This window comes from Streptomyces sp. NPDC005811, assembly GCF_040630405.1.
GTDB lineage: Bacteria > Actinomycetota > Actinomycetes > Streptomycetales > Streptomycetaceae > Streptomyces.
In genome coordinates, this window is sequence record NZ_JBEXXK010000031.1 from 1 (window position 1) to 19943 (window position 19943).

18 protein-coding genes are annotated in these 19943 nt (G+C 72.5%); 11 read left to right on the top strand and 7 right to left on the bottom strand.

The genetic code is table 11. From position 1 onward, the window contains the following. From ABZ490_RS29845 to ABZ490_RS29865, 5 genes are all read right to left on the bottom strand, one after another. On the bottom strand, window positions 1-599 hold a 599-nt coding region (locus ABZ490_RS29845), incomplete at its 3' end, for an aromatic ring-hydroxylating dioxygenase subunit alpha (protein WP_358996549.1). 84 nt (window positions 600-683) lie between these two features. Next, on the bottom strand, window positions 684-1847 hold the full coding sequence (locus ABZ490_RS29850; protein WP_358996552.1) for an FAD-dependent oxidoreductase: 1164 nt from the start codon (window positions 1845-1847) through the stop codon (window positions 684-686). Then, on the bottom strand, window positions 1844-2206 hold the full coding sequence (locus ABZ490_RS29855) for a bifunctional 3-phenylpropionate/cinnamic acid dioxygenase ferredoxin subunit (RefSeq protein ID WP_358996554.1): 363 nt from the start codon (window positions 2204-2206) through the stop codon (window positions 1844-1846). The genes ABZ490_RS29850 and ABZ490_RS29855 overlap by 4 nt, the downstream gene beginning before the upstream one ends. Window positions 2207-2402: 196 nt before the next feature. Beyond that, a complete protein-coding gene (locus ABZ490_RS29860; protein ID WP_358996557.1) occupies window positions 2403-3035 on the bottom strand; it encodes an MBL fold metallo-hydrolase in 633 nt (210 codons plus the stop codon). Continuing rightward, on the bottom strand, window positions 3035-4120 hold the full coding sequence (locus ABZ490_RS29865; protein ID WP_358996560.1) for an S-(hydroxymethyl)mycothiol dehydrogenase: 1086 nt from the start codon (window positions 4118-4120) through the stop codon (window positions 3035-3037). The genes ABZ490_RS29860 and ABZ490_RS29865 overlap by 1 nt, the downstream gene beginning before the upstream one ends. 206 nt (window positions 4121-4326) lie before the next feature. Here ABZ490_RS29865 and ABZ490_RS29870 point away from each other — a divergent pair, with 206 nt between their 5' ends. After that, complete coding sequence (locus ABZ490_RS29870; protein WP_358996563.1) at window positions 4327-5076, top strand: MBL fold metallo-hydrolase; 750 nt, start codon at window positions 4327-4329, stop codon at window positions 5074-5076. A gap of 9 nt (window positions 5077-5085) precedes the next feature. Continuing rightward, complete coding sequence (locus ABZ490_RS29875; RefSeq protein ID WP_358996565.1) at window positions 5086-6321, top strand: DUF4032 domain-containing protein; 1236 nt, start codon at window positions 5086-5088, stop codon at window positions 6319-6321. Window positions 6322-6332: 11 nt separating this feature from the next. Here the strand turns inward: ABZ490_RS29875 and ABZ490_RS29880 are convergent, their stop codons facing one another. Continuing rightward, complete coding sequence (locus ABZ490_RS29880) at window positions 6333-7205, bottom strand: universal stress protein (RefSeq protein ID WP_358996568.1); 873 nt, start codon at window positions 7203-7205, stop codon at window positions 6333-6335. A gap of 61 nt (window positions 7206-7266) precedes the next feature. Between ABZ490_RS29880 and ABZ490_RS29885 the strand changes: the two genes are divergently transcribed. From ABZ490_RS29885 to ABZ490_RS29905, 5 genes are all read left to right on the top strand, one after another. Further along, a complete protein-coding gene (locus tag ABZ490_RS29885; protein WP_358996571.1) occupies window positions 7267-7623 on the top strand; it encodes a VOC family protein in 357 nt (118 codons plus the stop codon). A gap of 144 nt (window positions 7624-7767) precedes the next feature. Continuing rightward, the gene (locus ABZ490_RS29890) at window positions 7768-9444 is read left to right on the top strand and encodes an FAD-dependent oxidoreductase (RefSeq protein ID WP_358996574.1); all 1677 of its coding nucleotides are present in this window, start codon (window positions 7768-7770) and stop codon (window positions 9442-9444) included. After that, window positions 9441-10922, top strand: coding sequence for an ATP-binding protein (locus tag ABZ490_RS29895; protein WP_358996577.1), 1482 nt, complete (start codon window positions 9441-9443; stop codon window positions 10920-10922). The genes ABZ490_RS29890 and ABZ490_RS29895 overlap by 4 nt, the downstream gene beginning before the upstream one ends. Next, entirely contained in the window at window positions 10919-11275 is a 357-nt protein-coding gene (locus tag ABZ490_RS29900) for a UBP-type zinc finger domain-containing protein (RefSeq protein ID WP_358996580.1), read from the top strand. Before ABZ490_RS29895 ends, ABZ490_RS29900 begins: the two co-directional genes overlap by 4 nt. Window positions 11276-11428: 153 nt before the next feature. Next, window positions 11429-11992: a hypothetical protein gene (locus ABZ490_RS29905; RefSeq protein ID WP_358996583.1), complete on the top strand. Its 564-nt coding sequence runs from the start codon at window positions 11429-11431 to the stop codon at window positions 11990-11992. 37 nt (window positions 11993-12029) lie between these two features. Here the strand turns inward: ABZ490_RS29905 and ABZ490_RS29910 are convergent, their stop codons facing one another. Beyond that, window positions 12030-13826: a M4 family metallopeptidase gene (locus ABZ490_RS29910; protein WP_358996586.1), complete on the bottom strand. Its 1797-nt coding sequence runs from the start codon at window positions 13824-13826 to the stop codon at window positions 12030-12032. A 337-nt stretch (window positions 13827-14163) separates the two neighbouring features. Between ABZ490_RS29910 and ABZ490_RS29915 the strand changes: the two genes are divergently transcribed. From ABZ490_RS29915 to ABZ490_RS29930, 4 genes are all read left to right on the top strand, one after another. Continuing rightward, entirely contained in the window at window positions 14164-15357 is a 1194-nt protein-coding gene (locus ABZ490_RS29915; protein ID WP_358996871.1) for a serine hydrolase domain-containing protein, read from the top strand. A gap of 103 nt (window positions 15358-15460) precedes the next feature. Next, the gene (locus ABZ490_RS29920) at window positions 15461-16795 is read left to right on the top strand and encodes a CAP domain-containing protein (protein WP_358996589.1); all 1335 of its coding nucleotides are present in this window, start codon (window positions 15461-15463) and stop codon (window positions 16793-16795) included. Between the two features lie 297 nt (window positions 16796-17092). Beyond that, on the top strand, window positions 17093-18727 hold the full coding sequence (locus ABZ490_RS29925; RefSeq protein ID WP_358996592.1) for a protein kinase: 1635 nt from the start codon (window positions 17093-17095) through the stop codon (window positions 18725-18727). A gap of 162 nt (window positions 18728-18889) precedes the next feature. Beyond that, on the top strand, window positions 18890-19942 hold the full coding sequence (locus tag ABZ490_RS29930; RefSeq protein WP_358996595.1) for a hypothetical protein: 1053 nt from the start codon (window positions 18890-18892) through the stop codon (window positions 19940-19942). Window position 19943: the final 1 nt, after the last annotated feature.

Below are 19943 nucleotides of genomic sequence, written 5' to 3' on the forward strand. Positions count from 1 at the left end.
TCGATGATGAGCTTCCAGTTCGCCTTCACGTCGTACGTGATGCGCTTGCCGACGGAGAGACTGTCGACGTCGTAGCGCTCGATGGAGGCGACATCACCGAGGCGTTCGACGACCGCGCCCAGCACGTCCTCCTCGAAGGACGGCGGGTTCTCCGCCAGACACACCCACACATAGCCGAGCCATTCACGCACGGCGACACTGGTCAGGCCGAACTCCGTGCGGCCGACGTCCGGCATCTTGGTCAGGTTGGGAGCGGCGACGAGCTTGCCGTTCAGGTCGTAGGTCCAGGCGTGGTAAGGGCACTGGAAGGCCCGCTTGACCTCGCCGGTCTCCTCGGTGCACAGCTTCGCCCCGCGGTGGCGGCACACGTTGAAGTACGCGCGGATCGAGTTGTCGCGGGCGCGGGTGACCAGGATGCTCTCGCGGCCCACGTCCACGGTGCGGAACGCACCCGGCTTGGCCAGCTCGGAGGCGCGCGCCACGCAGAACCACATGGTCTCGAAGATGCGCTCCTGCTCCTGGGCGAAGATCCCGGGATCGGTGTAGGAGGAGCCGGGAAGGGTGGCGATCAGACTGTCCGGCAGGCTGGTCGAGGTCACGGTGCACTCCTCGGAAAACGTCGTGGGCGGATCATTCACGCGCCGGCAGGAACGACTCGGCACGGCGTCGAAACAGGGGTGGGGTCAGACGGGGGCGGCAGCGAGCTGCTTGCGCCAGCGGGTGAACAGCCGCGGCTGGTTCATCCCGAGCACGGCGACCGGGGTCCCGGCGCGCCGGTAGACGGCCAGGACGTCGCGGTCCCCGGCGGTGCCTTCCTCGACGGTGACGGTGTCGGCGCCGGCCGCGTGGCCGGCGAACTGGATCTTCACCCCGTACTGGTCGGACCAGAAGTACGGCGGCTTCGGCACGCCGGGTTCGACCGCCCCGCCCGCCAGCAGGGTGGCGATCGCGGCGTCCGGGCGCTCCCGGGCCCCCGTCCAGTGCTCGACGCGACGGTGCGCGCCGGCCCGCGGGTCGTACCAGTTCGCGCAGTCGCCGACGGCGACCACGGAGGCGAGGCTGGTGCGGCCGTCGGCGCCGCACGTGACGCCGTTGTCGAGGGCGATGCCCGAGCCGTCGAGCCAGTCGACGCAGGGGCGTGCGCCCACCCCGACGACCACGATGTCGGCGGGGATGCTGCGGCCGTCCTCCAGGAGCACGGCGTCGACACGGCTCTCGCCGCTCAGCCCCTTGACGCCGACTCCGCACAGGAGCCGTACGCCGTGGTCGGTGTGCAGGCCGGAGACGACGGTGCCCATCTCGGCACCGAGCGGACCGGCGAGCGGCGTGGGCGCCGCCTCGATCACCGTCACGTCGAGCCCGAGGGCGTGGGCGGTGGAGGCGACCTCGGCGCCGATGAAGCCGCCGCCGATCACCACCAGGCTGCCCCCCGCGGCGAGTGCGTCGCGCAGGGCGCGGGCGTCGTCCAGGGTGCGCAGGGTGTGCACCCCGGCGAGCCCCTCGGAACCGGGCAGGCCGCGGGCGGCGGCACCGGTCGCGAGGACGATGCCGTCGGCCTTCAGTTCGCGCCCGTCGGCGAGCCGTACCGCCCGCTCGGTCCGGTCGAGACCGGTCGCCCGGACCCCGAGCAGCCACTCGGCGCCCAGGTCCTCGCCCTCGGCCTCCAGGGTGAGGTCCGCCTCGCCCAGGGTTCCCGCGAGGAACTCCTTGGACAGCGGCGGCCGGTCGTAGGGCCGGTGCGGTTCGTCGCCGATGACGACGAGACGGCCGTCGTAGCCCTGCTTGCGCAGCGCGCGCACGGCCGACAGGCCGGCGAGGGAGGCGCCGACCACGGCGACCGTCCTCACGCGGGCCCCCCGGCCAGCCGGGACGCCACACAGGGCGGGAGATTGGGAGCCGCCTCGGACACCTTGACGAAGACCGTGCCGTCCTCGACCACGACCTCGTGGGTGCGCACCGGCAGCTTGGCGGGCGGGGCGTCCACCGCGCCGGTGCGCAGGTCGAACTTGGAGGCGTGCAGGGGGCACTCCACCTCACAGCCCTCCAGCCAGCCGTCGGCGAGCGAGGCGTCCTGGTGGGTGCAGGTGTCGTCGATGGCGTAGAGCTCGCCGTCGTCGGTGTGGAACACCGAGACCGGCGGGTCGATGTCGAGCCGGAGGGCCTCGCCTCGCGGGAGATCCTCGAGACGGCACGCGGGAATCATCATGACACCTCGGTGCGTATAGCGAAACGGATTGCGGAAAGCGCAACATCAGTCTGAGGTCGCCCAGAATCCCTGTCAAGGCTTGCGGGGACCCGCTTCGGGCCACCTCCCGGGCCGCCCCCGACGCAGCTCGAAACGCCCGCACCACCTGCGGAAACAGGTCGTGCGGGCGCCGTGCGGAGGGCTGCGGCGAGGGCGGTCAGAAGCCGCGGTCGATCCACTCCTGGAGGTGCGGGGCCTCCGTACCGACCGTCGTCGTGTCCCCGTGTCCGGTGTGGACGACGGTGTCGCCGGGGAGCGTCAGCAGCCGGTCACGGATCGAGTCCACGATCGTCGGGAAATGGCTGTACGACCGTCCCGTGGCCCCCGGTCCGCCCGCGAACAGGGTGTCGCCGCTGAAGAGCGCGGACAGGGCGGGCGCGTACAGGCAGACCGCGCCCGGGGCGTGGCCCGGGGTGTGCAGCACGGTGAGGTCGACACCCGCCACCGCGATGACCTGCCCGTCGGCCAGCTCGCCGTCGGGCGCGCGGTCGGGGTGCGTCTGTTTCCACAGGGGCAGATCGTCGGGATGGAGCAGGACCGGGGCGCCGGTGAGCGCGGCGAGGGCCGGCGCGGCGTCGATGTGGTCGTTGTGGGCGTGGGTGGACACGATGGCGGTGAGCCGCCGGTCCCCGACGGCCCGGGCGATCGCGTCGGCGTCATGGGCGGCGTCGACGACGATCACCTCGGTGTCGTCGCCGACGATCCAGACGTTGTTGTCGACGTCCCAGGTGCCGCCGTCCAGGGAGAAGGTCCCGGAGGTGACGAGGTGCTCGATGCGGGCGCCGGACATCAGAGGACCACCACCGAACGCAGGACGTCGCCGCCGTGCATCCGCTCGAAGGCCTTCTCGACCTCGTCGAGGGCGATGGTCTCGGTGACGAAGGCGTCCAGGTCGAGGCGGCCCTGGAGATAGAGGTCGACGAGCATCGGGAAGTCGCGGGAGGGCAGGCAGTCGCCGTACCAGGAGGACTTCAGCGATCCGCCGCGGCCGAAGACGTCCAGGAGCGGGAGTTCGAGCTTCATCTCCGGGGTGGGGACGCCGACCAGGACGACCGTGCCGGCCAGGTCGCGGCCGTAGAAGGCCTGCTGGTACGTCTCGGGGCGGCCGACGGCCTCGATGACGACGTCCGCGCCGAAGCCGCCGGTCAGCTCGCGGATCGCCTCGACGGCGTCGGTCTCGCGCGAGTTCACGGTGTGGGTGGCACCCAGCTTCTGCGCGGTCTCCAGCTTGCGGTCGTCGATGTCCACGGCGATGATCTTCGCCGCGCCGGCCAGCCGGGAGCCGACGACGGCCGCGTCCCCGACGCCGCCGCAGCCGATGACGGCCACGCTGTCACCGCGTCCCACGTTGCCGGTGTTGATGGCGGCGCCGATGCCCGCCATCACCCCGCAGCCGAGCAGTCCGACGGCGGCCGCGGAGGCGGCGGAGTCGACCTTCGTGCACTGCCCGGCGGCGACCAGCGTCTTCTCGGCGAAGGCGCCGATGCCGAGGGCCGGGGACAGCTCGGTGCCGTCGAGGAGGGTCATCTTCTGCTTGGCGTTGTGCGTGTCGAAGCAGTACTGCGGGCGACCGCGCCGACAGGCCCGGCACTGGCCGCACACGGCTCGCCAGTTCAGGATGACGAAGTCACCGGGCGCGACGTCCGTGACGCCCTCACCGACCGACTCCACGATGCCGGCGGCCTCATGGCCGAGCAGGAAGGGGAACTCGTCGTTGATCCCGCCCTCGCGGTAGTGCAGATCGGTGTGGCAGACCCCGCAGGCCTCGATCTTGACCAGCGCCTCCCCCGGGCCGGGGTCGGGGACGATGATCGTCTCCAGGCTGACGGGGGCACCCTTCGCGCGCGCGACGACAGCACGGACCTGGTGAGCCATGGCCACTCCTAGGCTGGTACGGGACCTGAGTCAAAGACGTTGCTCAATACGGCACGCATCTCATGTGCCGCAACACAGCATCGTGGAGCACCGACCGGCGGTCAAGGCTCCCCGAGGTGCCGGTACCGGGGCGGTGATCCACTGCGGCACCGGGTCTGCTTTGCTGTGCTCGTCGGACAGCCTCCTCACAACTCGGGACGACGATCATGGGCGCGGACGTACGGCAGGTCGCCGACGGCATCCATCTGGTGCACGGCTCTCACACGAACTGGGTGATCCTCGGCGAGGGGGACGCCGTCACGCTGATCGACACGGGCTACCCGGGCGACCGCGAGCGGCTCCTCGCCTCCCTGGAGGCGGTGGGCAGTTCACCGGAGGCGGTCACGGCCGTGCTGCTCACCCACGCCCACAACGACCACCTCGGTTCGGCCGAGTACCTGCGCTCGGTGTACGGCACCCCGGTGCTCGCGCACCCGGCGGAAGTGCCGCACGCCCGCCGGGAGTTCCTCCAGCAGGTGAGCGTCGGCGACGTCCTGGGGAACGCGTGGCGTCCCGGTGTGCTGCCCTGGCTGGTGCACGTGCTGCGCGTCGGCGGCGCCCAGCAGCACCCCGTCGCCGCGCCCGAGGCGTTCCCGGTCGTGGACGGCCCGCTCGACCTGCCCGGCCGGCCGGTCCCGGTGCACACCCCCGGCCACACCGACGGCCACTGTGTCTTCCATCTGCCGGACGCCGGAGTGGTGATCTCGGGGGACGCCCTGGTCAGCGGGCACCTGACCTCGCGCATCGAGGGACCCCAGCTGCTGCCGGACATGTTCCACCACGAGCGCGCCCGGGCGCTGGCCTCGCTGGACCTGATCGAGCGCCTGGACGCCGAGGTGCTGCTGCCGGGGCACGGACCGGTGCACCAGGGTTCCGTGACGGCGGCCGCCCAGCACGCCCGCGAACGCGCCGTCTAAGGTCAGGCCATGGCTTTGCAGATCAGCGCCACGAATCCGGAGCACCCGGCCCTCCTTCTGGAGCTGCCCTGGGACGTGCCCCTGGAGGAGTGGCCCGAGGAAGTCCTCGTCCCGCTGCCGCGCGGCATCTCCCGCCACGTGGTGCGCTACGCGCGCGCCGGTGACGAGGTGATCGCCGTCAAGGAACTCGCCGAACGCCCGGCCCTGCGCGAGTACGAGCTGCTGCGCGACCTGGACCGGATCGGCATCCCGGCCGTCGATCCGCTGGCGGTGGTGACCGGGCGCACCGACGGCGCCGGGGATCCGCTGGAGTCGGTGCTGGTCACCCGGCACCTGGGCGGCTCCATGCCGTACCGGTCGATGTTCGAGACGACCATGCGTCCGGCGACCATGCACCGGCTGATGGACGCCCTCGCGGTGCTGATCGTGCGGCTGCACCTCGCCGGGTTCGCGTGGGGCGACTGCTCGCTGTCCAACACGCTGTTCCGGCGGGACGCGGGCGCCTACGCCGCGTATCTGGTGGACGCCGAGACCGGTGATCTGCATCCGCAGCTCAGTTCGGGACAGCGGGAGTACGACCTCGATCTCGCCCGCGTCAACATCAGCGGCGAACTGCTGGACCTGGAGGCGTCCGGGGCGCTCCACCCGTCGGTGGACCCGATCGAGTTCGGCATGGAGATCTGCGCACGGTACGGCGCGCTGTGGGAGGAGCTGACCCGCACCTCGGTGTACCCGGCGGGCAAGTACCACTACATCGAGCGCCGGATCCGCCGGCTCAACGACCTGGGCTTCGACGTCGCCGAGATGCAGATCGAGCACTCCCCGAACGGTGACACCGTCACGTTCGTGCCGAAGGTCGTCGACGCGGGCCACCACCAGCGCCAGCTGCTGCGGCTGACCGGCCTGGACACCGAGGAGAACCAGGCCCGGCGGCTGCTGAACGACCTGGAGAGCTGGATGGCGACCCAGGACGACTACGCGCCGGGCGACCCGCTCGCCGCGCGGCCCGAGGTGCTGGCGCACCGGTGGGTGCGGGACGTGTTCCGGCCCACCGTGCGCGCGGTGCCGTTCGGGCTGCGCGGCTCGATGGACCCGGCGGAGATCTACCACGAGCTGCTGGAGCACCGCTGGTACCTGTCGGAGCAGGCGCAGCACGACATCGGGCTCGACACGGCGGTCGAGGACTACCTCGTGAACATCCTGCCCAAGGCACGGGAGACGCTGGAGCCGACCGTGCCCGAGTGAGCCGGGTGCGCTCAGTCGTGGGGGACGACGGCCACCGGGCAGTCGGCGTGGTGCAGGACGCCGTGCGCGACGGAGCCTATGCGGGCGCCCACGGCGGTGCGGTGGGCGCGCCGGCCGACGACCATCAGCTGCGCCCTTCCGGCCACCGACAGCAGGACCTGTCCTGCGCTGCCCATCTCGACGTGCTCGACGACGTGCACGTCGGGGAAGCGCTCCCGCCACGGCCGTACGGCGTCGTCGAGGGCCTTCCTCTCGAACGGCTCCAGGCCGCCGGCCTCGTCGAGCAGCTTGAGCGAGCCCGGGCTGTAGGCGAACACCGGCGGCAGCGACCAGGCGCGCACCACGCGGACGCTCGCGCCGCGGGCCGCGGCGGTCTCGAAGGCGAACCGCAGCGCGGCGGCGCTGTCCTCGGGCTCGCCCTGCTGGCCGACGACGATCTCGTGCCCGGCCACCTCGGCGGAGGGCTTGTCGCCGGCCCGGACGAGGACGACCGGGCGGGCCGCCCCGGCGATCACCTGCTGGCCGACCGAGCCCAGCAGGAAGCCGACGACCGGGCCGTGTCTGCGGGAGCCGAGCACCAGCAGTTCCGCGTCCGCGGCGGCGTCGAGCAGCGTCTCGACCGGGTGGCCCTCCAACACGTCGGTGGTGACGGCGAGCCCAGGGTGCCGTGCGGTGACCGTGGCGACGGCCCGCTCGACGGCGTCGCCCACCCAGGCCCGCTGGGCGTCCCGGTCGGCGGCCTCGGGCCCGGCGTCGGGCCGGTGCTTCCAGGCGTGCACCACCCGCAGTGCCGTGTCCCGCCGTACGGCCTCCCGCGCCGCCCAGGCGAGCGCCGCCAGGCTCTCGTCCGTCCCGTCGACCCCTGCCGTGATCGGGCCCGTCATCGCACTGCCTCCTGTGTCGTGATCACTTCGTACCGGGCCAGTCTTCACTACGCTGGCGTCCATGACCTTGGAATGGGAACAGGTGATCGTGGACTGTCACGACCCGGTGGCGCTCGGGCGCTGGTGGGCGGACGCGCTCGGCTGGGCGGTGGTGAACAACGCGCCCGACGAGTACGAGATCCGGCCCGCGCCGGACCGGCTGCCGGGCCTGCTGTTCGTGCCCGTGTCGGAGAGCAAGCAGGTAAAGAACCGGCTGCATCTGGACTTCCGTCCGCTCGACCAGCGGGCCGAGGTGAGCAGACTGCTGTCGATGGGGGCGCGCCACGCGGACGTGGGGCAGGGCGAGCAGCCGTGGGTGACGCTCACCGACCCCGAGGGCAACGAGTTCTGCGTCCTCGCGGCGCGGCGCTCGTCTTGACGGCGGGCGCCCTGTCCTGAACCGGGAGCGCACGGTCCGTGCCGTCCCTGAGCGGACCGGGGCGATCGACCATACGATGGCCGGAGCCGGCGCCGGATCCGCCGTGCGCCGGCGAGTCCTGACCGCTCTCGGGGTGGGAGACGTATGACACAGGCCGCCGAAACAGCGCGGACCGTCATCCTGACCGTGGACGACGACCCGGGGGTCTCCCGTGCCGTCGCCCGTGACCTGCGGCGCCGCTACGGCGCCGCGTACCGGATCGTACGGGCGGAGTCCGGCGAGTCCGCGCTGGAGGCACTGCGCGAGCTGAAGCTGCGCGGCGACCTGGTGGCGGTGATCCTGGCCGACTACCGCATGCCGCAGATGAACGGCATCGAGTTCCTCGAGCAGGCCCTGGACGTGTATCCGGGAGCCCGGCGGGTGCTGCTGACCGCCTACGCGGACACGAACGCGGCGATCGACGCGATCAACGTCGTCGACCTCGACCACTATCTGCTCAAGCCGTGGGATCCGCCGGAGGAGAAGCTCTATCCGGTCCTGGACGACCTGCTGGACGCCTGGCGGGCCAGCGACTTCCGGCCGGTGCCGGCGACGAAGGTGGTCGGGCACCGCTGGTCGGCGCATTCCTCGGACGTCCGGGAGTTCCTGGCCCGCAACCAGGTGCCGTACCGCTGGTACTCCGCCGACGAGCCCGAGGGGCAGCGGCTGCTGGCCGCGGCGGAGGCGGACGGGCGGCGGCTGCCGCTGGTGATCACCCCGGACGGGGCGCCGCTGATCGAGCCGGACGCCCCGGAGCTGGCCGCGCGCGTGGGTCTGGCGACGACCCCGGCGGCCGAGTTCTACGACCTGGTCGTCATCGGCGGCGGTCCGGCGGGCCTGGGGTCGGCGGTGTACGGGGCCTCCGAGGGGCTGCGGACGGTGCTCGTGGAGCGGTCCGCCACCGGCGGGCAGGCCGGGCAGAGCTCGCGCATCGAGAACTACCTCGGGTTTCCCGACGGGGTGTCCGGGGCCCAGCTCACCGAGCGGGCGCGCCGGCAGGCGGCCAAGTTCGGCGCCGAGATCCTCACGGCGCGCGAGGTGACGGGGCTGGAGGTGAACGGCTCCGCGCGGGTCGTACGGTTCTCGGACGGCTCGGCGGTGGCGGCGCACAGCGTGATCCTCGCGACGGGCGTGTCCTACCGGCAGCTCGCGGCGCCCGGCTGTGACGACCTGACCGGCTGCGGGGTGTTCTACGGCTCGGCGCTGACCGAGGCGGCCTCCTGCCAGGACCAGGACGTGTACATCGTGGGCGGCGCCAACTCCGCCGGGCAGGCGGCGATGTACCTGTCGAGGGGCGCCAAGTCGGTGACGCTGCTGGTGCGCGGCGAGTCGCTGGCGGCATCGATGTCGTACTACCTGATCCAGCAGATCGAAGAGGCGCCGAACATCCATGTGCGCGCCGGCACGGTCGTGGAGTCCGCGCACGGGGACGGCCGTCTGGAGCGGCTGACGCTGCGGGACGTGAAGAACGGCGAGACCGAGAGCGTCGACGCGCAGTGGATGTTCGTGTTCATCGGCGCGGCCCCGCTGACCGACTGGCTGGACGGGACCGTGCTGCGCGACGAGCGCGGGTTCATCCTGGCGGGACCCGATCTCACCGCGGACGGGCGGCCGCCGGCGGGCTGGGAGCTGGACCGGCCGCCGTACCACCTCGAGACCAACATTCCTGGCGTGTTCGTGGCGGGCGACGCACGCGCCGAGTCGGCCAAGCGGGTCGCGTCCGCCGTCGGAGAGGGAGCCATGGCAGTGATGCTCGTCCACCGGTATCTGGAGCAGTCGTGAGCGGGCGGCCGATGCCGTGCAGCCCGGCGGAGATCGGCTCGCTGTTCCTGTTCGAGAAGCTCACCCCGGAGCAGTTGGGGCGGCTGTGCGCCGAGGGGCGGGTGGAGCGGTTCGAGCCCGGTCCGGTGTACGCCGAGGGCGATCCGGCCACCTGCTTCTACGTGATGATCGAGGGCACGGTCGTGCTGTCGCGGCGGGTCGGCGGGGACGACGTGGAGGTCACCCGGACCTCCCAGCGCGGGGTGTACTCCGGGGCCATGCAGGCGTATCTCGGCGACCGGATGCGGCAGGTCTACAACAACTCGATGCGGGTGACGGAGCCGTCCCGGTTCTTCGTGGTGCCGGCGGACGTGTTCGCGGAGATCATGCGGGACTGGTTCCCGATGGCGGTGCATCTGCTGGAGGGCCTGTTCTTCGGTTCGAAGAACACCCAGGCCGCGATCGGGCAGCGGGAACGGCTGCTGGCGCTGGGCTCGTTGTCGGCGGGGCTCACCCATGAGCTCAACAACCCGGCCGCGGCGGCCGTACGGGCCACCGCGACGCTGCGGGAGCGGGTCGCCAAGATGCGGCACAAGCTGGCGCTGATCGCCGAAGGGCCCTTCTCCCGGGACGCGTTGGCGAGTCTGATCGAGGTCCAGGAGCGCACCGCCGAGCGGGTCGGGAAGGCGCCGTCGCTCAGTCCGCTGGAGGCCTCGGACCGGGAGGACGCGCTCACGGAGTGGCTCGAGGACCGCGGCATGGACTACGGCTGGCAGTACGCGCCGGTGTTCGTGCAGGCCGGGCTGGACGTCGACTGGCTGGAGCAGGTCGCGGCGTGCGTGACCCCGGAGATCCTGCCGAACGCGGTCGGCTGGCTCAACTACACCATCGAGACCGAGCTGTTGATGTACGAGATCGAGGACTCCACGACCCGGATCTCGCATCTGGTCGACGCGGCCAAGCAGTACTCGCAGCTCGACCGGGCGCCCTACCGGGTGGTGGACGTCCATGAACTCATCGACAGCACGCTGCTGATGCTGTCGGGGAAGATCGGGCAGCGCATCGAGGTCGTCAAGGAGTACGACCGGACGCTCCCGGCGGTGCCCGCCTATCCGGCGGAGCTGAACCAGGTGTGGACGAACCTCGTGGACAACGCGGTGTTCGCCGTCAACAGCGTGGGCGGCGAGGGCACGTTGACCGTGCGCACGGTGCGGGAGGGCGACCGGCTGCTGGTGGAGTTCCGGGACACCGGCCCCGGCATCCCGGCGGACATCCGCAGCCGGATCTTCGACCCCTTCTTCACCACCAAGCCGGTCGGCGAGGGCACCGGTCTCGGCCTGGACATCTCCTGGCGGATCATCGTCAACAAGCACCACGGCAGTCTGCGGGTGGAGTCCGTACCGGGCGACACCCGATTCCAGGTGCTGCTGCCGCTCACCGCGCCCGAACCCGAACCGGAAACGCAACCCGAGTCCCAGCCCGCGGAGGAAGCCGTATGACCCGAGCCGACGCCATCGACCCGTCCGTGCCGCCGAGCGGCAGCGGCTGCGCGGACTGCGACGCGGCCGGGGGCTGGTGGTTCCATCTGCGGCGCTGTGCGAGCTGTGGGCACATCGGCTGCTGCGACTCCTCGCCGGCGCAGCACGCCACCGCCCACTACAAGGCCACCGGGCATCCGATCGTGCGCAGCTTCGAACCGGGCGAGGAGTGGTTCTGGGACTACTCCAGCGATGAACTCTACGATTCGGGGCCCGAGTTGACGCCCCCGGTCAGTCACCCCGCGGACCAGCCGGCCCCGGGGCCGGCGGGGCGGGTTCCGGCGGACTGGGCGCAGATCCTGCGCCGGGGGTAGCCGGGCAGGGGGCGGGGGCGCTCCGCATCGACGCCCGCGCCCCCTGGCGCCTCTTCACCACCCCCGCAAGGGAGAGAAACGGCCCTCGCGGGCATACAAGCTGCCCATACGCTCACGGAGCTCAGCCGTCGTACCGCAGGCACCAGGAGACCCGTGAACCACCGCACCACCGCAGCCGCTCTGGCGTCCTGCGCTCTCGCCGTCGCCGTACTCACCGCCTGCGGCTCGGGGGACACCACCGCGAGCCGCAAGGAACCGGCGGCGGGAGAGCGGACGTCCACGGTGGGCACCACGACCCCTTCGGCGGACTCGGAGACCTCGGGGACACCGGCCGGAGCAGCGTCCCCCTCCGGCTCGGCCTCCGCCTCCGCCGCGAAGTCGGCGGGCGGCGGCACCGCGTCCCCCTCCGCGACGCGCCAGGCGGCGAAGAAGGGCGGGGCGGCCCTGCCGCCGCGCCCCGACCGTGACGGCGAGGGCGCCTATGTGCGCGCGCTGACCGCGATCGACCCGGACATCGTGCACGACAAGGAGGACGAGGCCGTCGAGCGCGGCCGTGACCAGTGCGCCACGATCCATGACCACCCCGGGGACCGGGAGAAGCAGATCAGCGCCGCGATGCAGCGCTTCGTCTCCCCCGGTCACCCGGACGGCTTCGGCCGCGTCAAGAGCACGCGGATCGTCGAGGCCGTGCACACCAATCTCTGCCCCGACTACTGACGGACGACGGGCGACGGACCGGACCGGGTCGGCGCCGTCAGCGCACGGCGGGCGGCACGTTCGCCGCGGTCACGTTGACGGCGGCCCAGGACCTGATCACCGTCTTGAACTCCACGCTGTCCCGGCCGTACAGGTCCCGGGCCGCCTTCATCGTCGCGAGGCGCGCGTCGTGGAAGTCGGTGGTGGAGACCATGTAACGGGTCAGGGCGCGGTAGTAGATCTTGGTGGCCTTGGCCCGGCCGATGCCCGTGACCGGGGCGCCGTCGTAGGTCGGCGAGTCGTAGGTGACCGCGCCGATCCTCTTCTGTCCGCTGCCCTCGGCGAGCAGGTAGTACGCGTGTGAGGAGACGCCGGAGCCGGCGTGGACCTCGGTGTAGTACGTCTCGGGCGACCAGTAGTCGATCGCGCCCTCGAGGACGTCCTGGGACGGCTGGTCGAGGCGGCGCAGGAACTTCTGGTCCAGGCCCAGCTTCTCGCCGATGAGGTAGTTCGGCGGGTTCTTGGGGTTGTTGGCGCTGAACTCGACGTTGGAGCCGAAGATGTCCGCGAGGGACTCGTTCAGCGAACCCGGCTCGCCGTACTGGTTGCCGTCGCCGTCGACGAAGGTCGGCTCCAGCCGGGCGGTCGCGTCGACGACGCCGTGGGTGAGCTCGTGGCCGGTGACGTCCAGCACGACGAGGGGCTTCTTGAACATGTCGCCGTCGCCGTCGCCGTACAGCATGCAGTCGCAGGCGGGGTCCCAGAACGCGTTGGCCACCTTGTTGCCGAAGTGGACCATGGCGCGGGCGCCCTTGCCGTTGTTCTTGACGCCCTTGCGGCCGAAGGTCTTCTTGTAGAAGTCCAGCGTCTGGACCACGCCGTACTGGGCGTCCACGGCGGCGCTGGCGCGGCTGGAGAGGGCGCCGTTGCCCCACTTGTTGGTGGTGCTGGTGAACTTCGTGCCGCGGGCGAAGTTCTCCTGCTCCTTGTTCTTGGCGTCGCGGGTCTCGGTGCCCCAGTGGGTGGGGTCCTTGAGCAGGTAGCTGCGGGCCGCGGTGCGGGTGGTGGTGAGCGGCACCTTCCCGACGAACAGGGAGCTGCCGGTGCCCTTGGCGGTCTGGGGGTAGCGGGCGGCGGGCGCCGAGGAGGCCGCGGTGAGCCCGGCGGAGAGCGGGGCGGTGCCGGTGGCGGGGTCGAGGGTCTCGCCGCGCTCGCGCAGGGTGTCGACCAGGCTCGGCGAGAGGAACTCGTCGCTGTCGGGCGTGTTGCTGCGGACCTTGCCCGTGACGGCGTCGACGACGACCGTGCGGGAGCCGCCGGCCTCGGTGGTGTCGCTGCCGGTCACCTGGACCTGGTAGGCGAGCGCGGAGGCGCCGTCGCGGGCGTCCACGACGAGTTCGGCGCTCCCGGCGTCGCCCTGGGCGACGGCGGCGGCCTTGGCCTCGGCCTGGGCGGGGGTCAGCTCGGCCCGGACGGAGGCGGGCGCGACGGCGTGGTCGGCGGCGCGGGTCACGCCGGTGTAGGCGAGGCTCCGGGTGAGGTGGACGACGAGGTCGCCGCCGAGGACCGGCAGGCCCTGGTGGGTTCGGACGAACCGCACGTGGCGGGCGCCCTCGGGGTCGATCAGCACGTCCTGCGGCTGGAGTGCGTCGCCCTGGCCGACCCCGGTGGCCGAGGCATGGGCGAAGGCGGCGGCACGGGCCGCCCGGACGACGGCGGTGCCCTGGCTGTCGGCGGTGGTCGCGGCCCGCGTCTCCCCCGCGGACGGGCCCGCGAACGCCGTGCCCGCCAGGCCCGTGGCGGCCGTGGCGACGGCGACGGCGACCGTCAGCAGGCGTATGGGTGCGCTACGCAAAGGTGAGGGTTCCTTCGTTCGGACGGCTGGGATCCCCAACCGCCGTGAGACATGGCGCCGTTGGGCGCCAGGGGGCTGGTCGGGCCCCGGAGCCCCACCCTTACGGATGAGTCATGTGCATGTAAAGCTGAAATAACCGCTTTACGGGCTCTTCGCGGGGATACTTGCCGAATCCGCGACCCACGGTGATCGACGAGCGACCATCCGTGCGTCGACTGGAGAGATGTGACACGACGGCAGGAGGTTCCCCCGGGTGCATGTGACGGATCTCGCATCGACGACCCGCCGACGCGGACGGCTCGGCGGCCTGCCGACGGCGGTGTGCGCGGCCGCCGCCGTGCTCTCCCTGCTGCCGGTACCGGCCCTGGCCGCTCCCCGGCCGATGCCCGCCGCCCCCTCGGCACCGCGCCCCGACCTCACCGGTCTGCGGAGCGTGCTGCGCACGGCGGTCGGACAGGGAGCGCCCGGCGCCCTGGCGCGGCTCGACGACCACGGCACGGTCCACCGGGTCGCCGTGGGCGTCGCCGACCGGCGGACGGGCCGGGCGCTGAGCACCGCCGACCGCTTCCGCATCGGGAGCGTCACCAAGACGTTCTCCGCGGTCGTCCTGCTCCAACTCGTCGACGAGGGGCGGCTGGTGCTCGACGCGCCGGTCAACCGCTATCTGCCGGGGCTGCTGCCCGACGACCGGATCACGGTCCGCCATGTCCTGAGCCACCGCAGCGGCCTGTACGACTACAGCGACGACCTGTTCGCCCGGTCCGTCCCCGGCTTCGAGGCGGTCCGCACCAAGGTGTTCACGTACCGCCAGCTCATCGACCGCTCCCTGCGGCACGCCCGCACCACCGCACCCGGCGGCGCCTATTCCTACTCCAACACCAACTTCGTCGTCGCGGGCCTGCTGATCGAGAAGCTGACCGGGCAGCCGGTGGCGACGGCGTACCGCAGACGCATCATCGAACCGCTCCGGCTGACCGACACCTTCTACGTCCACCCCCACACGGCGATCCCCGGCCGGTACGCGCGCGGCTATCTCACCCCGGACACCCCGGGCGGGGCCCTCGTCGACGCGACCCGCCAGACCGTCTCCTGGGCGCAGAGCGCGGGCGCCCTGATCTCCGGCGCCGGGGACCTCGACACGTTCCTGTCGGCGCTGCTGCGCGACAGGCTCATGTCGGCCGGTGCGCTGAAGGAGATGCGCCGCTGGGTCCCGGCGGGCGGCACGCAGTCCTACGGCCTCGGGCTACGGCGCCGCCGGCTGTCGTGCGGGATCTCCGTGTACGGGCACACGGGCGCCGTACAGGGCTACTACACGTACGCCTTCACCTCGGGCGACGGCCGCCGCAGCCTCGCCGCCCTGGCCAACGCCTCCAACAGCTCCAAGGTCCATACGACGATGCTGCGCACCCTGGACGCAGCGTTCTGCGGCAGCGGCACGCCCCTCCGCCGGAGCACCACCCCTCAGGACACGGCGGAGGACGCGAGCGGGCGCGGGGTCGAGAGCGGGCGCGGGGCCGAGAGCGGGCGCTGACGGGACGCCTCCCCGTCGGTGCCGCCCCGGGAACCCCGGGGGCCGGGTGGCCGTTGTCCTGGCAGCACCCCGGCCGTGGGGGCGACGACATCAGGGCGGCAGGATGAGCGAGTTGGTGCCCGGCGGCAATCTGCCCCTTCCGGGCGGCGCGCTGGCGGTCCGGGTGCCCGGTCCCTTCGATGTGTGCGCGCTGGTGACGGACGACGGCGGCAAGGTCGGCGGTGACGCCGACTTCGTGTTCTACAACCAGCCGACGGCACCCGGCGCGGTCCTGCGGGGCGACACGCTCACGCTGGAGCCGGGCAGGCTGCGCGCCGGTGCCACCCGGGTGACGGTGGTGATCAGCGCCGCCGACCCGGGCACCCCGCTCGCCCGGCTGCCCGCACCCACGCTCCAGGTGACCGACCCGCACGGCCGTGTCCTCGCCCGGTTCGCCCCGCCCGCCCCGCGCCACGAGACGGTGCTGCTGCTGGCGGAGGTCTACCGGCGGGGTCCGTCCTGGAAGCTCAGGGCGCTCGGCCAGGGCTACGCCGACGGATTGGCGGGGCTGGCCCGGGACTTCGGGGTGGACGTCCTCGACGACACCCCGGCCACGGGGCACGGATCGGCCGCTCCGTCGGCCGGCGCCCGCAGCGCCTCCGCGGCCCCGGCCCCGCCCGCCGACCCGGACGGCTTCCTGGCCCTCGTCAACCCGGCCCGGGCCGCCGCGGGCGCACCGCCCGTCGCGCTCGACGCCCGGCTGGCCTCGGCAGCCCGCGCGCACGCCGCCGCCATGGCCGAGGCAGAGCGGCTCGGGAGCGAGGGGCGGGACGGCGTCTCGCTGCACCAGCGGGTCACGGCCGCCGGATACCCGTATCTCGCCGTGGGCGAGCACCTGGTCTCCGGGCCGCGCACCCCCGCCGAGTTCGTCGACTACTGCCTGCGCACCGCCCAGGCCGCCCGCACCCTGCGGGACCGGGCGTTCACCCATGTCGCCCTGGCACAGGCGACGGACGCCCGCGGCGGACTCACGTACTGGACCGCGCTGTGGGCGAGCCCCCTCACCGCGGACGGTCTGGCCCGTACGACCGCCGAGGTCGTGGAGCTCACCAACCGCGAGCGGACCCGGGCAGGGCTGCGGCCTCTCGCCGTCGACCCGCTGCTCACCACCGCGGCACAGGCGCACTGCGCCGACATGGTGGCGCGCGCCTTCTACTCCCACACCTCCCCGGAGGGCACCCAGCCCTGGGACCGGGCGGCCGCCGCGGGGTCCACCCGGCGGACCATCGGCGAGAACATCGCCTGCGGCCAGCGCTCGGCCGCCGAGGTGGTGGAGGGCTGGATGAACAGCCCCGGCCACCGCGCCAACATCCTCAAGCCCGCCTTCACCCACCTCGGCGTCGGTTACGCGGGCGGCGGCCCGTCGGGCACCTACTGGACCCAGCTCTTCGGCGCCTGACTCCCCGGTCCGCCGGCACGCCGGACGGCAAAGGAGAAATCCCCCGTGCCGGTATCCGGTCGAAATGCGCCGCACCCTCCGAGAGCGCTTTCGCGGGAGCGCGATCAGCCCGTCCCGATCTTGTTTACCCCTGGTTACACGCCCGGACGACCCCTGGTAATTTCTTTTCCTCGCACATACGACCGGCGTCTTTGAATGAAAGACAGGAATCACGCCGGAGTCGTGGTCCATTTGAACGCACCCCCACGCGTCCCCCGTACTTCTGGGAAAGGGAGAACTCCGGGGGTTCAGCGAAGGATGACCATGGTCAAGGCGCATGTCTCCACGCACGAGTTGGTCGCCGGGAGGTACCGGCTCCTCGACGTCGTCCACCGCGAGACCAATCGGGTCAGCTGGTACGGCGAGGACGTGCAGGGAGCGCGGCCGTGCCTGGTCACCCGGATCGGCCTGCCCGCCGATCTGGGCGAGGAGGAGGCGTGCCAGGCCGCCGGCCGCGTGATGCGGATGTCGGAGACGATGGCGCAGGTGTGCCCCGGGCGGATCGCCACGGTCGTCGACGCGATCGTGGAGGGCGGTTCCCTGTGGACCGTCACGGAGTGGATCGACGGTCTGCCGCTCGGTCAGCTCATGGACCAGAAGGGCCCCTTCGGCCCGGGCCGGGCCGCCACGATCGGCCTCCAGCTGCTCGACGTCCTGGAGGCCGCGCACGGCGAGGGCATCACCCACGGCGAGCTGAGCCCGGGCCAGGTGTTCATCAGAGCCCGCGGCCCGCTCGTGGTCACCGGCTTCGGGCTGGCGGGCGCGACGCTCGTCCCGAGGCTGGCGGCACCGTCGTACGCCTCCCCGGAGCAGGCCCGCGACGAGCGGATCGGCCCGGCGGCGGACCTGTGGGCGCTGGGCGCGATCCTCTACACGCTGCTGGAGGGGCGCCCGCCGTATCGGGACCGGGACCGGCCCGAGAGCACGCTGCGGGGCGTGGACCGGCTGCCGCTCCGCACCCCCTTGCGCGCGGGCCCGCTCTCCGCGACCGTGCAGGGCCTGCTGCGCAAGGAATCCCGGGAACGTCTGACGCGCACGACGGTCCGTCAGGCGCTGACCCGGGTGCTGGACGAGGACCCGCACACCACCGTCCTGCCGACACCCCGGCTGCGACGGGCCTACGCCTCGGCCCGGCAGATCGGACCGCAGTGGAGCGGGCGGGCCATGGCCGCCGGGACGGCGCTGGCCGTCGTCACGGTCGCGGTCGCCGCGCTCGCCGTGACCCACCAGCTGCCCGGCACCGAGGACACCTCGGCCGGTGGTCCGCAGGCCCAGCCGTCGGTGTCCACCGCGCCGTCCGGGGAGGACGGCGAGGCGGGCGGCAGAGCCACACCGGCGCCCGACGCGAGCGGCTCCGCCGCGCCGTCGCCGTCCGTCACCCCGTCGGGCACCCCGTCCTCCCCCGCGGCCTCCATCGACGCCCTGCCGACCGGCTACCGCGTCTACCACGCACCCGAGGGTTTCTCGGTGGCGCTGCCCAAGGGGTGGAAGCGGCTGGAGACCCGGCAGCAGGGCGACGTGGCGTACCGGATCACGTTCGGCGCGGACGGCGATCCGCGCACCCTGGCGGTGACGTACAGCACGAAGGCCGGCAGCGACCCGGTGACCGTGTGGCGCGAGGACGTGGAGCCGGCGCTGAAGAAGGAGGACGGCTTCCGGCGGATCGGTGACATCGAGGCGGTGACGTACCAGGGGTACAAGGCCGCCGACATGGAGTGGCTCGCCGATGTCGACGGCACACGGACCAGGACCTTCGGACGCGGCTTCCTGCTGGGAGGCGGCCGGAGCTTCTCGCTGCGCTGGACGACGCCCGCCGCCGACTGGGACAAGGCCGCCAACCGGCAGGCCCTGGAGACGTTCCTCAAGACGTTCCGGCCGGGCTCGGCCTCCTGACTCCGGTCAGGGGCGCGCAGGGTGCGCACCGGGCGCCGGGGGCAGCGCGAGCCGGCCGCCGCGTCCGGACTCCTTCGCCGGTGGCAAACCCTCGTCAACGGGTGCATATAGGCTGCGGTTCTGCATGTACGTCCGTCCCGCAGCCTCCCGAGGAGACCATCCGTGACCCTGGCGATCGACCTGCCCGAGACGTCCGCCGAGGACGGCCCCGCGCCGCTGTCCGACCTGGTGGCGCGTGACGCGCGGGAGTTCGGAGTCTACGCGCGCACCGGAGGCTGGGCGTTCGCGCTGATGGTGGCGCGCAGTGTGCGGCCGGGCGGGCAGGGCGCGGACGAGACGCCGAAGGTGTCGGCGAAGGAGTTCGCGGAGCTGGCGGGCTGCTCGCCGGAGCGGGTGATGCGCTACTACAAGGCGTGGGACCGGGCCGCGGACGACGGGCTCGTCCCGCACTTCGAGGAGCTGGCTCCGGGCCAGGAGGCGGAGCTGCCGGACGCCGACGTCTGGCTCACCTACTACGTGTCCCGCAACAGCGCCACCTCCGAGCGCGGCACCGCGATCAGCGAGGCCGCCGAGGCGGAGGGCATCCGGCCCACCAAGGCGCTGGAGGTCGCGGAGAACCCGACGGCCCTGCGCGCCGCGATCCTCGCCGACCCCTCCACGGCCCGCGCGGCCCGCACCGCCCTCCTGGACCGCATCAAGGAGGACCCGGAGCTCCAGTCCGCGCTGGCCCGGGACGTCGTGCGCACCGACGACCTGAAGAAGGCCGTGGCGACCGAGAGCCGCTCCGCCGACCGCATCGGGTACGTCCGTCAGATCGCCGAGTCCGGCCAGGTGAAGACACCGGCGGGGCAGACCATCGACGCGCCGGTGGAACTGCGCCGGGAGGCCGAGCGGCATCTGTCCCTGATCGACGAGCTGGACGAGGGCGAGGACGCCGGCGAGTGGGCGTCCGAGGCGTACGACACGATGAAGCACCTCGTCGTGGAGACCGTGGAGGCCGACCCCGAGCTGCGGGTCCAGGAGCGGCGCACCAAGTTCTACAGCAGCCTCCAGCGGGCGACGAAGGTGTTCGAGGAGCTGACCTTCGACGACGCCCAGGAGTTCTACGAGGACGACATGGTGCAGCAGCTGGAGGAGCTCCAGCTGGCGATCGGCTCCTGCATCGCGTCGCTGCGCGGGGCGCGCGGTACCGGTACCGCCGGGGCGGCCGAGTAGC

Coding starts and splice junctions, on each gene's coding strand:
- ABZ490_RS29855 (WP_358996554.1), bottom strand. CDS start 2,206: ATGATGATTCCCGCGTGCCGTCTCGAGGATCTCCCGCGAGGCGAGGCC.
- ABZ490_RS29860 (WP_358996557.1), bottom strand. CDS start 3,035: ATGTCCGGCGCCCGCATCGAGCACCTCGTCACCTCCGGGACCTTCTCC.
- ABZ490_RS29865 (WP_358996560.1), bottom strand. CDS start 4,120: ATGGCTCACCAGGTCCGTGCTGTCGTCGCGCGCGCGAAGGGTGCCCCC.
- ABZ490_RS29870 (WP_358996563.1), top strand. CDS start 4,327: ATGGGCGCGGACGTACGGCAGGTCGCCGACGGCATCCATCTGGTGCAC.
- ABZ490_RS29875 (WP_358996565.1), top strand. CDS start 5,086: ATGGCTTTGCAGATCAGCGCCACGAATCCGGAGCACCCGGCCCTCCTT.
- ABZ490_RS29880 (WP_358996568.1), bottom strand. CDS start 7,205: ATGACGGGCCCGATCACGGCAGGGGTCGACGGGACGGACGAGAGCCTG.
- ABZ490_RS29885 (WP_358996571.1), top strand. CDS start 7,267: ATGACCTTGGAATGGGAACAGGTGATCGTGGACTGTCACGACCCGGTG.
- ABZ490_RS29890 (WP_358996574.1), top strand. CDS start 7,768: ATGACACAGGCCGCCGAAACAGCGCGGACCGTCATCCTGACCGTGGAC.
- ABZ490_RS29900 (WP_358996580.1), top strand. CDS start 10,919: ATGACCCGAGCCGACGCCATCGACCCGTCCGTGCCGCCGAGCGGCAGC.
- ABZ490_RS29920 (WP_358996589.1), top strand. CDS start 15,461: ATGAGCGAGTTGGTGCCCGGCGGCAATCTGCCCCTTCCGGGCGGCGCG.
- ABZ490_RS29925 (WP_358996592.1), top strand. CDS start 17,093: ATGACCATGGTCAAGGCGCATGTCTCCACGCACGAGTTGGTCGCCGGG.